A 15593-nucleotide genomic window follows, 5' to 3' on the forward strand; every position below is an offset into this window, starting at 1 on the left:
ACGCTCACCGCAGCTATCAGCAAAAGAGAGAGAGCCTATCGTGACCCTTCGCAAGTATCAGAACCACACGCCGCTACTGGGCAAAGGCGCCTTTGTCGACGGTTCGGCGGTGGTGATCGGCGACGTTGAAATCGGCGAAGACAGCTCGGTCTGGCCGCTGACGGTGATCCGTGGCGACATGCACCGCATCCGTATCGGCGCGCGCACCAGCGTGCAGGACGGCTGTGTGCTGCACATCACCCACGCAGGGCCGTTCAATCCCGATGGCTTTCCGTTGCTGATTGGCGACGATGTGACCATCGCGCATAAAGTCATGCTCCACGGCTGCACCGTGGGCAATCGGATTCTGATCGGCATGGGCAGCATCGTCATGGACGGTGCGGTGGTCGAGGACGATGTGATCATCGGTGCTGACAGCCTGGTGCCACCGGGCAAACGCCTGGAAAGCGGCTTCCTTTATGTGGGCAGCCCGGTGAAGCAGATTCGGCCACTGACTGACAAGGAAAAAGCCTTTTTCACCTACAGCGCGGCGAACTACGTGAAGCTCAAGAATTTGCACTTGGCCGAAGGCTACGACCAGCTCTGACCCTGCGCCCTTATTCAGGATTCAACATGCATTACCAAACCGTATTGTTCGACCTCGATGGCACCCTGACCGATCCACGCGAGGGCATCACCCGTTCGATCCAGTACGCCTTGAGCAAACTGGGGATCGATGAGCCCGACCTGAGCAAACTTGAACACTTCATCGGTCCGCCGTTGTTGCAGGCGTTCATGCAGTTCTACGACTTCGACGAGCCCAAGGCCTGGGAAGCGGTGAACTTCTATCGCGAACGCTTCAAGGTCACCGGCCTGTACGAGAACCGCGTATTCGACGGCGTCACTCCCCTGTTGCAAACCCTCGGCGGGCAAGGGCGACAGCTGTACATCGCGACGTCCAAACCGTGGATTTTTGCCCGGGAAATTGCCCGGCACTTCGACTTTGCCAAGCACTTCAAAGTGATCTATGGCAGCGAACTGGATGGTACCCGGACCAACAAAGTCGAGCTGATCGCCCACTTGATGGCCGAACAAGGCCTGGACCCGGCCAGCACCCTGATGATCGGTGATCGTAAACACGACCTGATCGGGGCGCGCAGTAACGGGCTGGATGCCGCGGCGGTTGGTTATGGCTTTGGCAGCCGGGAAGAGTTGAGCGCAGAAGCCCCGACCTGGCACTTCGAGACGCTGGAGGAGATGCACCAGGCGTTTTTGCGGCGCTAATGAAATTGCTTTCGCGGGCAAGCCACGCTCCCACAGGATCCGTGTCGTCCACATTTTTCGTATACGACACGGATCCTGTGGGAGCGGGCTTGCCCGCGAAGGCGCCCGTTCAGCCACTGAAATTTTATGATCCCGCCAAAGCCTTCAACGCCGCCTTGCGCTCCCCGACCGGCAACGCACCAAGCTGCTCGACTGCTGCATAAAACTTCACCCAATCCCCGCCCACCTGCCTGAACAACGCCGCAAACGCCGGCACCCATTGGTCGTACAGCCCAAATGGCAACAGACGGGCATTGTTCATCGGTGCATTGATCCACGCGTCATAGCGTTTGTCCCCAGCCCATTGGCTGTCGCGCAGCTGCCGGTATTCATCCCGCAAGCGTTCGAACTCGTCGGCTTTGCGCTGACGCATCTGGTCGGCGGGCAGGGGCAGGGTGTACAGCCGTTCAAGTCGCGAGCGGGTATCCAGAACCAATTGAACGAACTGGTTGCGTTGTTGCACCTTCGCGCCGCTGTCCGGTGCGAGGCCGCGGAATGCACGCCATTGGCGGGTGCCTTCCTGTTCGACGAAGGTGGCGAAAGACTCATTGAACTCCGTGTCGTCCTTCACATAAAAACGTTGATGCGCCAGCTCATGGAAGATCAGCGTGGCCAATCGTTCGTCACCCCAGGCCATCATCGAACTGATAATCGGATCATTGAACCAGCCGAGCGTCGAATAAGCCTCGACGCCACCGATCGACACGTCCATACCTTGCAAACGTTGCAACGCAGCCTCACCGCGGGCCGCGCTCTGACTGTAATAACCGCGATAGGCAACGCAACCGGCGATCGGGAAGCAATGGTTCTGTGGGGTCAGGGAAAATTCCGGCGTGGCAAACACGTTCCAGACTACGAACGGCCGGCCAATGTCGGCGTACAAACGGTAACTCTGGTTATCCGGCAGCCGCAGCTGTTGGCTGGCGAACGTGCGGGCCCTTTGCGATTGAGTCAGGTGCGCACGCAATAGCGGATCGCGACCGGGATCGGCAATCACTTTGGAAACCGGCTCACGCGCCCGCAGCAATTGCAGCTGACCACTGGCCAATTGGCCGTAATAGCTGACGCCGGCGCAACCGTTGAGAAACAAAAACAGCACGCCCGGAAACAAAATGCGTAAAACGCGATCAAGTAACCCAAGGCTTGGAAGCGGCCTGATCAAAATGAATCATCCCTGGAGAGTCTGCCCGCAAGACTATCCCGCCTGACTGGAGCTCCGCTATGCGCACGTTGATGCTGACAGGAACCCTGTTGATGCTGGCAGGTTGTGCTGGATTCGGATTACCCCCCCATGATCCGTCTCAAGCGTGGATCGACCTGGATTCGAAGCAGGAAGACACCGCGCTGCAAGCGCTGGAAGTCGATGACAAGGCCGCCATCGACAAACGCTATTTCGAGGTTCAGCCGGGTAGCCATGAGTTGACGGTTCGTTATCAATTCCCGGTCGCACCCACCAATATCGGTCCAGACGCCGAGCCGCTATGGCGTGACTGCCAGCTAAACGTGAAATTCAACGACTTCAACGCCGGCGAGCGGTATCAGCTCAAAGCAGGAAATATCGGCTTTCGGCCATGGGCAAAACTTTATGATCAGCAGCGAAAAGTGATTGGCCAAGGTGTACCGGCAGGCTGCCAGCGCACCTGATCGGCGCTATTCTAAAGGACTGGTCCTTGAGAAAATCATCATGCGCAGGTTACCGCTATTGCTTGCTGCAATCATCGTTGCAGGCTGTCAGAGCCCGTTGCCAGCGGTTAATCCGCAGATGGCCTGGGTCGAGTTTTCTACACCATTCCCCAACGATAAATTGCTGATGGCCGAACGCCTGGACAATCAGCGGTTGACCGACGGGCGTTTTTTCCAGGTCACCCCCGGTAGCCATGAGCTGACTGTTCGATTCGACTTTGAAGTGCCCGGTGGTGGTGGCCTGGGCATGATGAACGGCCCCTCGGAACGCTTGTGCTACCTGACCATCAACTACGATCATTTCGAAGCCGGCCAGCGTTATGTGCTCGAAGGCCGTTCGATAGCGTTCACCCCTGGCGCCCGGTTGTACAACGCCAAGCGTGAAATCGTCGCGCAAGATCGAGAGTCCTATTGCCTCATGTGAGGAGAATCAGCGGTCGTTCTTCTGGTAGATGATTTTCTTCGTGCCGCCTTCGCATGAACCGACGACCATGTTCTGATCGTGTACTTCGTCGTTGGTGACGATTTCCAGCGTGTAGGACGAGACGTTGTTGGCCTGGATCTTGGCTTCGATCTCGGCCTTGAGTTCTTCACAGGATTTCGTTGCCGCCAGGGCCGATGTGGCCAGCGCGCAACAGATAATCGCCAAGGCAAAACGTTTCATGGTTGAAGCTCCTTTGAGGCAGCGCGCAGAGTAATGCGCGTTAGCTGCTGCCATTTATTCGACCACAATTTCGCCAGCCCTGTTTGTTTCAGGGCAATAAAGATCGCAGCCCGGCGAGGCTGCGATCTTTTTATCGGGGATTGCGATAACCCGCTATCAGCTGACCAACGTTGCATCCAGACTGATTTTTGCATTCAGAACTTTGGAAACCGGGCAGCCTTCTTTGGCTTTATTGCTCAGTTCCTCAAATTGCGCCTGGGTCGCCCCAGGAATCTTCGCCTTGAGGATCAGTTTCACCGCCGTGATCGCGAATCCGCCGTCCACCTGGTCCAGAGTGACTTCGGCATTGGTATCGATGCTGTCAGCCTTGAGACCGGCATCGCCGAGAATCATCGAAAATGCCATGGAGAAACAGCCCGCATGCGCTGCGCCGATCAGCTCTTCCGGATTGGTCCCCTTGCCGCCTTCGAAGCGCGCCTTGAAGCCGTAGGGCGCTTCTCTGAGAACACCGGTTTCCGTGGAAATCGAGCCGATGCCGGTTTTCAGATCACCTTCCCAATGAGCTGATGCTTTCTTTGTGATAGCCATGAATGCCTCCTCAAGATTCCGGCGCGAGCGTCGCGCCTTCGTGGTTTTCGGTTGCTAGGGTTCTGAGGATAGACCGTGGTGCAAAGTTCACCTGATCTGATTGTTCCTCTTATTTCGTAGGAATTTTGGCTCTGCCATTGAAACTCGGGTATATGCCCTCATTGCATGAATCACGCTTATAGATTCGGCAGGTTTTCGTTTGTAAGAAAAAACCTGCGCCCCCCAATTGGAGAAGCAGGCTTATGAAACGACTGTCCGATATCAAGTTTTCCACCCTCGATCTGGTGCCCGTGCGGGAGAACGGCAGCGCGGCCCAGTCGCTGCGCAATTCCCTGGACCTGGCGCAGCACGTCGAAAAGTTCGGTTACAACCGTTTCTGGGTTGCCGAACACCACAACATGGACGGCATTGCCAGTTCGGCGACTTCGGTACTGCTTGGCTACCTGGCCGGCGGCACTTCGACCATTCGAGTTGGCTCGGGCGGTGTGATGCTGCCAAACCACGCGCCGCTGGTGATCGCCGAGCAGTTCGGCACGCTCGAAAGCCTGTACCCGGGCCGGATCGACCTGGGTCTGGGCCGTGCTCCCGGTTCCGACCAGATGACCGCTCGCGCCTTGCGTCGTGAACGCTCTGGCAGCGCCGACGAGTTTCCGGAAGACGTGGCGGAGCTGATGCGCTACCTCGGCCCGCGCACCCCGGACCAACGGATTATCGCAATGCCAGGCACCGGCACCAATGTCCCGGTCTGGCTGTTGGGCTCCAGCCTGTTCAGTGCACAACTGGCAGGTGAACGCGGTTTGCCCTACGCCTTCGCTTCACATTTCGCACCGCGTTTCATGCATGAGGCCATTCGCGTCTATCGCAATCACTTCAAGCCTTCAGCGGTATTGGATAAGCCCTACGTGATGCTCGGTGTGCCGTTGGTGGCGGCCGATACCGACGAGCAGGCCGATTATCTGGCGACCTCGGTCTATCAGCGCATCCTGGCGTTGATGCGTGGCCAGAGCCTGGTGCAACGTCCGCCGGTAAAAACCATGGACGGCCTGTGGCTGCCTCATGAAAAAGAAGCCGTCGGCGATTTCCTTGGCCTGGCGATGGTTGGCAGTCCGCAGAAAATCCGCGCCAAACTGGACGTGCTGATCGAGCAGACCCAGGCGGACGAGCTGATTTTTACCTGCGACTTGTACGAACATGCCGATCGCGTGCATTCCTATGAGCTGCTGGCGCAGGTCATGATGGGTTGACGTTCAAATAGCGAGCCCAAAAAAGCCGACGTCGTTGCGTCGGTTTTTTCATTTTCGAGGGTGGTCAGCCTTGCTTGTAGACGATTTGCTTGGAGCCTTTTTCACAGGTGCCGACGACTTTCCCGTCAGCAGCGGCGCCTTTATCGATGATTTCCAGTGAATAATTAGAAATGCCCTTGGCATCGAGTTTCGCTGTGATTTCGGCTTTCAGTTCTTCGCACGACTTGCTCTGAGCCAGGGCTGTTCCCGCAAGACTCAACAAACCTACCGCTAAAATAAAATGCTTCATCGGTCGCATTCCCTGGTCGGATCAATAGGGGCACCCAGCAATCAGCGGGTGTAAATATGTAGCGCTTTGCCATTCCCTATGGCGCTCGGCCAGCGCGCAGGCTCAGAAGATTAGCTCAACCTCAGCTACTGGCAATCCGGAACCCGACCTTGAGCGTCACCTGAAAGTGCGCTGCCTTACCGTCCTTGATGTGCCCGCGGGTTTCGGTCACTTCGAACCATTCCATATATTTAAGGCTTTTGCTGGCCTCGGCCAGTGCGTTGTTGATGGCGTCTTCAATGCTGCTGGTGGACGAACCGACGAGTTCGACTTTTTTGTAGGTGTGATGGTCGGTCATGGCGTTCTCCTCAGGGTGTGAAATACAGCCTAGCAGTGATTTTTCGTATTACTTCTGTCGGCCAATCCGAAGTGAAAGTTCAGATTTACTGCACTTTCTCGAAGCCCTGAAGTCCCAACCAACACACGCAACTCAATCAATGCAGGAGAGCCACCATGGCCAACACCTCTTTACGTAAAGCCTCATTGCAAAGCATGGAAGCCGAAATCGAGAGTCTGCTGAAGTCTTTGGAAAATCTGAAGGACGACGCCTCGGACGAGTCGCGTAAAACCCTGAAAGTCCTGAAAAGCAACGCCGAGAACGCGCTGAAGCATTCGCGCCATCTGCTCAGCGATGCCTACGAAGAAGTCAAAGTCAAAACCCGTGAAACCGGGATTGCCACGCGGGACTACGCCCAGGAACACCCTTGGACGACAGCGGGTGTGGCTGTCGGTGCATTGGGTTTGCTCGCGGCTTATCTGCTGTTCAAACGCGGTGACTAATCCGTCTGGCGCAGCTCGTTTTTGAGCCACTGCGCCAGTTGCCGAGCGCGGCCGTCCGCGGCGCGCTTGGGTAGCCACAACGCCAGTTGCGCCGGGGTTTCACTGAAGCCCCAAGGCGCAACCAGGCGCCCGGCTTTCAAGTCCTCGGCCACCAGCGGTTCGGGCGCAATCGCCACACCCAGGCCGGCCACTGCGGCCTCCAGCAAATAATACAAATGCTCGAAACCCTGTCCGTACTTCAATGCTTTGGTGTTGAGGCTGCTTTGCTGTGCCCAACTTGGCCAGGCCTGAGGGCGGGAGGTCGTATGCAGCAATGGCTCGCCCAACAGCGCTGCAGGCGGTGCGTTTTGCAGTCGTTCGTAGCCCGCGAATCGCGGGCTCATGACCGGGCCAATCCGTTCGCTCGCCAACTCATAGACCTGCATGTCCGCAGGCCACGGTGGCTCGGCAAATACCAGCAAGGCGTCCAGCCCCGGCCGGCGCGGATCGAGATCACCCTCACCAGCCGACAGGTGCAGGCGCAAGTCCGGCAGGTCGGTATTCAATCGTCCCAACCTGGGAATAAACCAGCGTGCCAACAAGCTGCCCGAGCAACCCAGCACGAACGGTGCATCGGCGGTGCTTTGGGTCAGCTCTGCACAAACCGTCCGTAATCGCTCGAACGCCTCGCCACTGGCATCGCGCAAGCGAATTCCGGCATCTGTGAGTTTCAGGCCGCGCCCGTCCTTGATCAGCAGGCTTACGCCCAAGTGTTCTTCAAGCACCTTGAGTTGTCGGCTGACCGCGCCATGGGTGACGTGCAGCTGTTCGGCGGCCTTGCTGACGCTGTTCAGGCGGGCAGTCGCTTCGAAGGCCCGGAGGGCGTTTAGCGGGGGAAGGTCATGGCTCATGAGATCTGTGAGTTTTCCTGACAGGTTGACGCGATCTTATCGGTTTTCAGCCTGAGGCGTCAGGGGTAGAGTTAGCCCACTCTCTCTTCAAACGCATCCCACGCATTCAACTGGAGCGACCCATGACCCAGACTAACCTGCGCAACGGCCCCGACGCCAACGGCCTGTTCGGCGCGTTCGGCGGCCGTTATGTCGCCGAAACCCTGATGCCGTTGATCCTCGATCTGGCCCGTGAATACGAATTGGCCAAGGATGATCCTGCATTCAAAGAGGAATTGGCCTACTTCCAGCGCGACTATGTGGGTCGTCCAAGCCCACTGTACTTTGCCGAGCGTCTGACAGAGTTCTGCGGCGGCGCGAAGATTTACCTCAAGCGCGAAGAGCTGAACCATACCGGCGCGCACAAGATCAACAACTGCATCGGCCAGATCCTGCTGGCGCGGCGCATGGGCAAGAAACGCATCATCGCCGAGACCGGCGCTGGCATGCACGGCGTGGCGACCGCCACCGTTGCTGCACGTTTCGGCCTTGATTGCGTGATCTACATGGGCACCACTGACATCGAACGTCAGCAGGCCAACGTGTTCCGCATGAAGCTGCTGGGTGCCGAAGTGATCCCGGTCGTGGCCGGTACCGGCACCTTGAAAGATGCGATGAACGAAGCCCTGCGTGACTGGGTGACCAACGTTGACAGCACCTTCTACCTGATCGGCACTGTGGCCGGCCCGCACCCTTATCCGGCGATGGTTCGCGACTTCCAGTCCGTTATCGGCAAAGAAACCCGTACTCAACTGCAAGATCAGGAAGGTCGTCTGCCGGACAGCCTGGTGGCGTGCATCGGTGGCGGCTCCAACGCCATGGGCCTGTTTCACCCGTTCCTGGACGACAAGAGCGTCGAGATCATTGGCGTTGAAGCGGCCGGCTACGGCATCGAAACCGGTAAACACGCGGCCAGCCTGAACGGCGGCGTACCGGGCGTACTGCACGGCAACCGTACCTTCCTGCTGCAGGACGACGATGGTCAGATCATCGACGCTCACTCGATCTCTGCCGGCCTCGACTATCCAGGCATCGGCCCGGAACACGCCTGGTTGCATGACATCGGCCGCGTTCAGTACACCTCGGTAACCGACGACGAAGCCCTCGATGCATTCCACAAATGCTGCCGCCTGGAAGGGATTATTCCTGCACTGGAAAGCGCTCATGCCCTGGCCGAAGTGTTCAAGCGTGCACCGACCCTGCCAAAAGATCACCTGATGGTGGTCAACCTGTCCGGTCGTGGCGACAAAGACATGCAAACCGTGATGCACCACATGGAACAGTCTCAACAAGAGCAATCCAAGCAGGAGAAACACTGATGAGCCGCCTGCAAACGCGTTTTGCCGAACTCAAGGAACAGAATCGTGCCGCCCTGGTGACCTTCGTGACCGCTGGCGACCCGAGCTATGACACCTCCCTGGCGATCCTCAAAGGTTTGCCCGGCGCGGGTGCCGATGTGATCGAGCTGGGCATGCCCTTCACCGATCCAATGGCCGATGGCCCGGCCATCCAGTTGGCCAACATCCGCGCCCTCGGCGCCAAGCAGAACCTGGCGAAAACCCTGCAAATGGTTCGTGAGTTCCGTGAAGGCAATACCGAGACGCCGCTGGTGCTGATGGGTTATTTCAACCCGATCCACATGTACGGCGTGCCGCGTTTCATCGCGGACGCAAAAGAGGCCGGCGTTGATGGTCTGATCGTGGTCGACCTGCCGCCCGAGCATAACGGCGAGCTGTGCGACCCAGCTCAGGCTGCCGGTCTGGACTTCATCCGCCTGACCACCCCGACGACCGATGATGTGCGCCTGCCGACCGTCTTGAACGGCAGCTCAGGCTTCGTCTATTACGTGTCTGTCGCCGGTGTGACCGGTGCGGGCGCGGCGACGCTGGAACACGTTGAGGAAGCCGTTGCCCGTCTGCGCCGCCATACCGATCTGCCGATCAGCATCGGTTTCGGCATTCGGACACCGGAGCAAGCGGCGTCCATCGCGCGCCTGGCTGATGGCGTGGTGGTGGGTTCGGCGTTGATCGATCACATCGCCAATGCCTCGACGCCGGATCAGGCAGTTGATGGCGTGTTGAGCCTTTGCTCGGCGCTGGCAGATGGCGTGCGTAAAGCCCGCATCAGCTAGAGAAATCAGAGCTCGCGTCACAGACAAACAGCAAGATCAAGGGCTTCAGGACTACGTTCTGAAGCCCTTTTTGTTGTATGTGCAGTTGCTACAAGTCCGCGGTGTTTCTATCACGGCAACTCCAATCCGCCTGACGCTTTGTGCAGCTTTCGCAGGTGCTCACCCACCTGTTTCACGTTGGCTTCGTTGGCGGCCATCTCGGCTGCACGACTCGGTTCGAGCAACGCTCTTACCTCTTTGTCCAGATCGCCTGTGAGCGCCTGAAGCTGTTTCTGGCGCAGACTGCTTTCCGATTCCAGACGTTGCCACTCGCTCGGCTGCGGCAATCCATAACCACCGGTGCCGAGCAGTTCTGCCGGACGGCTGAGGAAGCCGCTGTTGGCAAGGATTTGCTGCAAAGTCGCGTTGGCCTTGTCCATGCCGCCATTTTTCAGTTCCCGAGCGCCCAGATAGCGCTGCTTTACTTCGTCCTGGGCCAGCACCAATTGTTGGCGGAAGGCTGCCTGCTCCAGTAACAGCAGGGCTGCGCTGGTGCGCAAATCGGCTTGGTCGATCCATTGCCGGCGCTCTTCAGCTTTTAAGGCGAGCCAGTCTTCGACCTTTTCCTGCTTGATCGGCAAGTGCTTCTTCAGCACTTCGAACATCGCTTGATAACGATCGCGGAAGGAGTCGAAACGATAACCCAGGCGCAGCGCTTCGCGGGGATCATCCAGCACGCTGGTGTCCGCCAGCCCACGGCCCTTGAGCACTTCCAGCAAACCGTTGGGCATGATGCTGTCCAACCCGACCAGTTTTGTATTGTTGGTGCTGCTACGCAGTAGCTTCAGGCCCTCTACCGCGCAGTTATTGGACAGGAAGAAGTAGTTGCCGTCGTAACTCCAGTGCATTTCGGCGGCGTGTTCCACCACGTCTTCGATCTCGCTGCGCGACAGGGTCAGCGGCACCGAGGCCAGGCTGCGCAATTCGGTCTTGGTGTATTCATCGATCACCTGGGCCAACGGCAGGACAAACAGGCGTGACGGATATTTGCCTACCAATCCGTCCCAGCTCGACAGTTGAACATCACCGACGAAGGCGCGGTAGGACAACACCAGGTGCTGATCCAGATCCAATCGACAATCCGGCCCGCGTGGTCGTCCGGGTGCACAGATCACCAACCGCAACATGCTGTGACCCCAGCGGCTGACCCAGTTCTGGTTGGCTTCAGCCAGCAGATAGTCGACGGCGTAGACCCGTTCCGGATCGACCTGGCCCAGGGGCGTTTTGGCGAAATCATTGCCGGCATTGAGGAAGGAAAAGGATTTGCCGCAGGTGTCTTTAGCGGCGGGCGCCCAGCCGAAATGTTCTTTGTAATAACGGTACAGCGCAGGACGGCGACAGGCGTATGCCGGGTCGAGAAGGAAATACTCCATGTTGACCGCGACGAACTCCTTGGGGCTGCTCGTCTCGTAAATGTCCGGGCTGCGAGCAATTTGCCGGTTGTGCTGTTCGCGCTCGCCACGACGGCCTACGTATTGCGGCCAGCCGGCGAGGTCCAGCAGGCGCGGGTCGTCGCTGAGCGTAAAGCGTCGGTCGAACTGGCCGCGGCATTGATCGGGAATGCCAATCAACCCTGAGCTGCTGTTACGGCGGGTGCAGCGTTGAATCAGCCTGCGCTCCGCATCTGGCCACAGGCGCGAGCGGTCATAAATGTGGGTGAGCTCGTGCAACACCGTGGCAAGCATTTCGCGGCGCACGGTGCCATGGGGGCGATAAGTCTTTTTGGTCGCGGCGCTGCCGTCAGTGAGGCTGGCAAGCAGGTTGCGGTTCAGGTCGAGCTCCGACACCAGCGACGCCTGGCCATAAGCGTTGCTCGGCATGTTATCGGTCCAGCCGACGTCGATGCGTCGGTCGAGCTGCTCGATGAACCGCGGCGGCAGCGCCTGCATGGCTTCATCCAGCAGCGCCTGGCTGGCCTGTTGTTGAGCGGGGCTGAGGCCTTCGGTTTTAAGCCTTAATTGCAAGTCAGCCTGGGCCACGTTGCCGAGCAGCAACATGACCCCGGCCAACAGCCAGGCGCCTGTCGACCTCACAGTGCGAGGATGGCTTCGGCGAGAACCTGATCACTGGCGTCGCGAGCTTCCGGTACGCGGGTACGCAACGTGTTGAAGGCCGCTTCCAGGTGCGCGCCACGAATCTCGCCATCGCTGGCGACGAAACTGGCCGCATCGTCGTGGGCTTCACGAACGATCTTTGAGTCTCGGATGGACGTCGTGGTATCGGAAGTGAAATCAAGTGTGCGCTGGGTGGCATTGATGAGGATGTTACTGGTGGCGACCAGAGTGTGCGCCTGGGCCACATCGACCAGGAACAGAAGGCCAAGGGCGGCAACAATCAGAGGGCTACGCATGGAACGACTCCGCAAGAACAAGGATAACTATTGGACGAGAATTGCCTGCGCCAGTTCAAGGTCGCTGGCACGAAGTTTTGGCTGGGTCCGGCGCAGATAAACCAGGGCGGACTCCAGTTGTGCTCCTCGCAGTTGGCCGTCACTGGCGATGAACGCCGCAGCGTCATCGTGTGCCGCGAGTAGCAGCTTACGGTCGAAGGGGGCGGAGGTCACCATGCTTGAGGCGTAGCCGGTAGCCACGATGCCTTGGGTAGACAGATTGAAGGCGTCATAGGCATGGACCGAGCCCACCCAGCAGGCTGCCACGAAAAGCGGGGAGATCAGCAGATTTGAAAGAAAACGCATGAGACTCGATAGCTGAAGGCGAGTCCCAAGGCTAGCGCAACGCCCGATCTAGAGCCAGCGCCAAAACATTGGGACACGGCGGGCGTGTCCCACTTCAGTGGTGACGCTTAGATAGTCAGTATGGCTTGCGCCAGTTGTGCGTCACTCGCGTTCAACTGAGGTGCCTGGTGGCGAATATGGTCGAGTGCACTTTCCAGTTTCACGCCACGAATGGCGCCTTCGCTGGCCACGAAGCTGGCGGCGTCGTCGCGTGCGGCACGTACGATTTTGTCATCGCGAAAGGAAGAAGTGACATCGGAGGTCGCATCGGACGTGGCCTTGAGCGCGCCGACGACGGCATCGGTGGTCACGATAAAGCTGGTGGCGTGGGAATTGGCGGCCACGGCAAGCAGGGCTGCAGCGCTGAGCAGACGAAGACGGGACATGGTGGAACTCCTTTGGAAAACCGATTGAGAGGTGGCGCAGTGTCTGTTTATTCAGACGCCAGTCGTGCAGCGTTCGCCACGCTCCATTTGGATATTAGGCCTATGGTATCGGTTCGCACAGTCCCGTCTGTTCAAGCAGGAAGTTAACGCCAGAACGGTTTATTCATTTCGTGGAGACGATCCGCGTGGCTGATGTTCAGGTCCGAGAGTTGCCGGTCATCCAGTTGGCCCAGCAAACGCCGGGTTCGGGCCCTTTCCAGGTGGTTGGCAACGCCCCTCAGCCATCTACGAAACCCAAGGAAGCGAGGCGTTGTTTGGGGCGTAGAAACGGAAACATCCAGTAAGTGATTCATGGCGCGGTCCTTTTGCTGGCAGTTGAGGATTTCATGGTGATCCCGTCCTCTCTTCCGCAACAGATACACCGCGCTAAAATTGTACTGGTTCAATTGTTTAAATAGTAAAACTGTACCTGTCGAGCAGGGTCTCTACTGTATTACCCGTTTTGAGGGGCCAAAACGACAAAGCCCGTCGTGGTTTCCCACGACGGGCTTTGTTTTTTCAATTTGGAGTGCTGGCGGTGGACCCGGTGGGTCAGAGCCAGCGACGCTAACTTAGCGCCAGAACGGCTTGCTCAGCTCTTCGTAGCGTTGTGCTTCGCTAATCCCTGCGTCAGCCAGCAGACGCGAATCCAGACGAGCCAGTTGATGGCGGCTGGAGATGCGGCGCTGCCACAGCATCAGGTTGGCGAGAACGCGAAGAGGCGTGGAAGCCTGGGTTTTTACAGCGTTGTCTTCGAAAAACAGCTCGGAACTGAGTGTACGTTCCATGGTTGACATCCTTCCGCTTATGGCGGGATTAGGTAGTGGTTTAACTGATGCCAATGATCCTCTCGTTTGGCCAGTCTCTCTAGATACAGTTCACCTGTATTGTGAGGTACCAGTTAACTGTTAAAGGGTGGTGTACTGGTCGAAATTGAGGCAACTGTACTTGTCTGCACTAATATCGTGCGTTTTTGCTGGATTGACTTGGAAAGGTAGGCAATTACGGTAGGAAAAGACCGGTACAGCAGTACAGTTTTATTCAGTATTTGGTCTGGCAACAGCAAGCTGACGAAACTGTGTTTGCGTCAGCTGCTATCTGTACCAATTACACCGCGAGCATTCGCCCGGTTTCTTCCAGGTTGATGTGCCAGCTAAGGGCATCACGCAGGATGTGCGGTGTGTGACCGCCGAGCGCACAAGCGGCTGTGAAGTAGTCATCCAGGGCTTGGCGATAGTCCGGGTGCACGCAGTTGTCGATGATGACCCGGGCGCGTTCTCGCGGCGCCAGGCCACGCAAGTCCGCCAGGCCGATCTCGGTGACAAGGATGTCGACGTCATGCTCAGTGTGGTCAACGTGGCTGACCATCGGCACCACGCTGGAAATCGCACCGCCCTTGGCGATCGACTTGGTCACGAAGATTGCCAAGTGAGCATTGCGCGCAAAGTCGCCCGAGCCGCCGATACCGTTCATCATCCGCGTGCCACAGATGTGGGTGGAGTTGACGTTGCCATACAAGTCGAACTCAAGCGCCGTGTTGATGCCGATGATGCCGAGCCGGCGCACCACTTCCGGGTGGTTGGAAATCTCCTGCGGGCGCAGGACCAGTTTGTCCTTGTAGCGCTCAAGGTTGCCAAAAACATCGGTATTGCGACGGCTCGACAAGGTGATTGAACTGCCTGAAGCAAAGCTCAGCTTGCCGGCGTCGATCAGGTCGAAGGTCGAGTCCTGAAGCACTTCGGAGTACATCGTCAGGTCTTCGAACGGCGAGTCGATCAGCCCGCACATCACCGAGTTGGCGATGTTGCCAATCCCGGCTTGCAGCGGGCCGAGCTTATTGGTCATGCGCCCGGCAGCCACTTCCTGCTTGAAGAAGTCGATCAGGTGGTCGGCAATGGCCTGGGTATCAACGTCCGGCGGCAGCACGGTGGACGGCGAGTCGGACTGATTGGTGATCACGATCGCGACGATCTTTTCCGGCGGAATCGGGATGGCAGTGCTGCCAATGCGATCGTCGACCTTGACCAGCGGAATCGGTGTGCGGGTCGGCCGATAGGTCGGGATATAGATGTCGTGCAGACCTTCGAGATTCGGGTTGTGCGCGAGGTTGATCTCGACGATCACCTGCTTGGCGAAAATCGCGAAGCTGGCCGAGTTACCCACCGACGTGGTCGGCACGATATGGCCCTGCTCCGTGATCGCCACAGCCTCAATCACTGCGATGTCCGGCAGCTTGAGTTGCTGATTGCGCAGCGACTCCACGGTTTCCGACAGGTGCTGATCGATGAACATCACTTCGCCGGCATTAATAGCCTTGCGCAGGGTGCTGTCGACCTGGAAGGGCATGCGTCGTGACAATACGCCAGCTTCGGTGAGCTGTTTATCGAGGTCGTTGCCCAGGCTGGCGCCGGTCATCAGGGTGATTTTCAGCGGGGTGATTTTGGCGCGTTCGGCCAGTGCGTGGGGCACGGCTTTGGCTTCGCCGGCGCGGGTGAAGCCACTCATGCCGACGGTCATGCCGTCCTCAATCAGAGCGGCGGCGTCAGCAGCGCTCATCACTTTATCCAACAACGAAGGCAAGCGGATACGGTCACGGTACATGGATTGTTATCTCGGGCAACGAAAGCAAGGAGTGCAGTCTAGTGATTTCAAAAAAAATCCTCCCGCTACCATGGTCGAATGCAGAGCCCCGATTTAGAGCCTTTGGTCGGTTTTTAGCGGGCAATAAAAAACCCCAGCCTACTAA

The 15593-nt window shown here is 58.0% G+C and carries 21 protein-coding genes; 8 read left to right on the forward strand and 13 right to left on the reverse strand.

The genetic code is table 11. The features are described 5' to 3' along the window. The first annotated feature begins 40 nt into the window (after nt 1-40). Entirely contained in the window at nt 41-586 is a 546-nt protein-coding gene (locus BLW70_RS05715; RefSeq protein ID WP_074872349.1) for a gamma carbonic anhydrase family protein, read from the forward strand. A 26-nt stretch (nt 587-612) separates the two neighbouring features. Then, entirely contained in the window at nt 613-1263 is a 651-nt protein-coding gene (locus tag BLW70_RS05720; RefSeq protein ID WP_074872351.1) for an HAD family hydrolase, read from the forward strand. A 124-nt stretch (nt 1264-1387) separates the two neighbouring features. Here the strand turns inward: BLW70_RS05720 and BLW70_RS05725 are convergent, their stop codons facing one another. Further along, entirely contained in the window at nt 1388-2464 is a 1077-nt protein-coding gene (locus tag BLW70_RS05725) for an aminopeptidase (protein ID WP_074872353.1), read from the reverse strand. A 59-nt stretch (nt 2465-2523) separates the two neighbouring features. On the opposite strand from BLW70_RS05725, the gene BLW70_RS05730 reads away from it, so the two are divergent. Together BLW70_RS05730 and BLW70_RS05735 are read left to right on the forward strand one after the other, a co-directional pair. Continuing rightward, nucleotides 2524-2946 carry a PA0061/PA0062 family lipoprotein gene (locus BLW70_RS05730; protein WP_074872354.1) on the forward strand — a complete coding sequence of 141 codons (423 nt, stop codon included), beginning with the start codon at nt 2524-2526 and terminating at the stop codon, nt 2944-2946. Between the two features lie 40 nt (nt 2947-2986). Beyond that, entirely contained in the window at nt 2987-3409 is a 423-nt protein-coding gene (locus BLW70_RS05735; RefSeq protein WP_074872356.1) for a PA0061/PA0062 family lipoprotein, read from the forward strand. A 6-nt stretch (nt 3410-3415) separates the two neighbouring features. Here the strand turns inward: BLW70_RS05735 and BLW70_RS05740 are convergent, their stop codons facing one another. Further along, nucleotides 3416-3649, reverse strand: coding sequence for a DUF1161 domain-containing protein (locus BLW70_RS05740; protein WP_074872359.1), 234 nt, complete (start codon nt 3647-3649; stop codon nt 3416-3418). Between the two features lie 156 nt (nt 3650-3805). After that, a complete protein-coding gene (locus BLW70_RS05745) occupies nt 3806-4237 on the reverse strand; it encodes an OsmC family protein (RefSeq protein ID WP_008152515.1) in 432 nt (143 codons plus the stop codon). A gap of 242 nt (nt 4238-4479) precedes the next feature. Between BLW70_RS05745 and BLW70_RS05750 the strand changes: the two genes are divergently transcribed. After that, on the forward strand, nt 4480-5481 hold the full coding sequence (locus tag BLW70_RS05750; RefSeq protein ID WP_074872362.1) for an LLM class flavin-dependent oxidoreductase: 1002 nt from the start codon (nt 4480-4482) through the stop codon (nt 5479-5481). Nucleotides 5482-5545: 64 nt separating this feature from the next. Here the strand turns inward: BLW70_RS05750 and BLW70_RS05755 are convergent, their stop codons facing one another. Continuing rightward, nucleotides 5546-5770: a DUF1161 domain-containing protein gene (locus tag BLW70_RS05755; RefSeq protein ID WP_074872364.1), complete on the reverse strand. Its 225-nt coding sequence runs from the start codon at nt 5768-5770 to the stop codon at nt 5546-5548. 121 nt (nt 5771-5891) lie between these two features. Further along, a complete protein-coding gene (locus BLW70_RS05760) occupies nt 5892-6107 on the reverse strand; it encodes a dodecin (RefSeq protein WP_008027736.1) in 216 nt (71 codons plus the stop codon). A 155-nt stretch (nt 6108-6262) separates the two neighbouring features. Here BLW70_RS05760 and BLW70_RS05765 point away from each other — a divergent pair, with 155 nt between their 5' ends. After that, entirely contained in the window at nt 6263-6589 is a 327-nt protein-coding gene (locus tag BLW70_RS05765) for an ElaB/YgaM/YqjD family protein (RefSeq protein ID WP_074872366.1), read from the forward strand. Here the strand turns inward: BLW70_RS05765 and BLW70_RS05770 are convergent. Next, a complete protein-coding gene (locus tag BLW70_RS05770; protein WP_074872368.1) occupies nt 6586-7479 on the reverse strand; it encodes a LysR family transcriptional regulator in 894 nt (297 codons plus the stop codon). The genes BLW70_RS05765 and BLW70_RS05770 overlap by 4 nt on opposite strands. A 122-nt stretch (nt 7480-7601) precedes the next feature. Between BLW70_RS05770 and trpB the strand changes: the two genes are divergently transcribed. Then, the gene (gene trpB, locus BLW70_RS05775; RefSeq protein ID WP_074872370.1) at nt 7602-8837 is read left to right on the forward strand and encodes a tryptophan synthase subunit beta; all 1236 of its coding nucleotides are present in this window, start codon (nt 7602-7604) and stop codon (nt 8835-8837) included. Further along, complete coding sequence (gene trpA, locus BLW70_RS05780; protein ID WP_074872371.1) at nt 8837-9649, forward strand: tryptophan synthase subunit alpha; 813 nt, start codon at nt 8837-8839, stop codon at nt 9647-9649. Before trpB ends, trpA begins: the two co-directional genes overlap by 1 nt. Nucleotides 9650-9759: 110 nt before the next feature. Here trpA and BLW70_RS05785 read toward each other — a convergent pair whose 3' ends face one another. The 7 genes from BLW70_RS05785 to BLW70_RS05815 form a co-directional block, all read right to left on the reverse strand. Next, the gene (locus BLW70_RS05785) at nt 9760-11721 is read right to left on the reverse strand and encodes a DUF7844 domain-containing protein (protein WP_074872373.1); all 1962 of its coding nucleotides are present in this window, start codon (nt 11719-11721) and stop codon (nt 9760-9762) included. Next, entirely contained in the window at nt 11718-12038 is a 321-nt protein-coding gene (locus BLW70_RS05790; RefSeq protein WP_074872375.1) for a DUF2388 domain-containing protein, read from the reverse strand. Before BLW70_RS05790 ends, BLW70_RS05785 begins: the two co-directional genes overlap by 4 nt. A gap of 27 nt (nt 12039-12065) precedes the next feature. Next, on the reverse strand, nt 12066-12383 hold the full coding sequence (locus BLW70_RS05795; RefSeq protein WP_074872377.1) for a DUF2388 domain-containing protein: 318 nt from the start codon (nt 12381-12383) through the stop codon (nt 12066-12068). 107 nt (nt 12384-12490) lie between these two features. Further along, a complete protein-coding gene (locus BLW70_RS05800; protein ID WP_074872379.1) occupies nt 12491-12808 on the reverse strand; it encodes a DUF2388 domain-containing protein in 318 nt (105 codons plus the stop codon). Between the two features lie 143 nt (nt 12809-12951). Continuing rightward, a complete protein-coding gene (locus tag BLW70_RS05805; protein ID WP_074872381.1) occupies nt 12952-13161 on the reverse strand; it encodes a DUF1127 domain-containing protein in 210 nt (69 codons plus the stop codon). A 258-nt stretch (nt 13162-13419) separates the two neighbouring features. After that, complete coding sequence (locus BLW70_RS05810) at nt 13420-13635, reverse strand: DUF1127 domain-containing protein (RefSeq protein ID WP_008154465.1); 216 nt, start codon at nt 13633-13635, stop codon at nt 13420-13422. Between the two features lie 319 nt (nt 13636-13954). Further along, nucleotides 13955-15448, reverse strand: coding sequence for an acetyl-CoA hydrolase/transferase family protein (locus tag BLW70_RS05815; RefSeq protein WP_074872382.1), 1494 nt, complete (start codon nt 15446-15448; stop codon nt 13955-13957). Nucleotides 15449-15593 lie beyond the last annotated feature (145 nt).

The organism is Pseudomonas frederiksbergensis, assembly GCF_900105495.1.
GTDB lineage: Bacteria > Pseudomonadota > Gammaproteobacteria > Pseudomonadales > Pseudomonadaceae > Aquipseudomonas > Aquipseudomonas frederiksbergensis.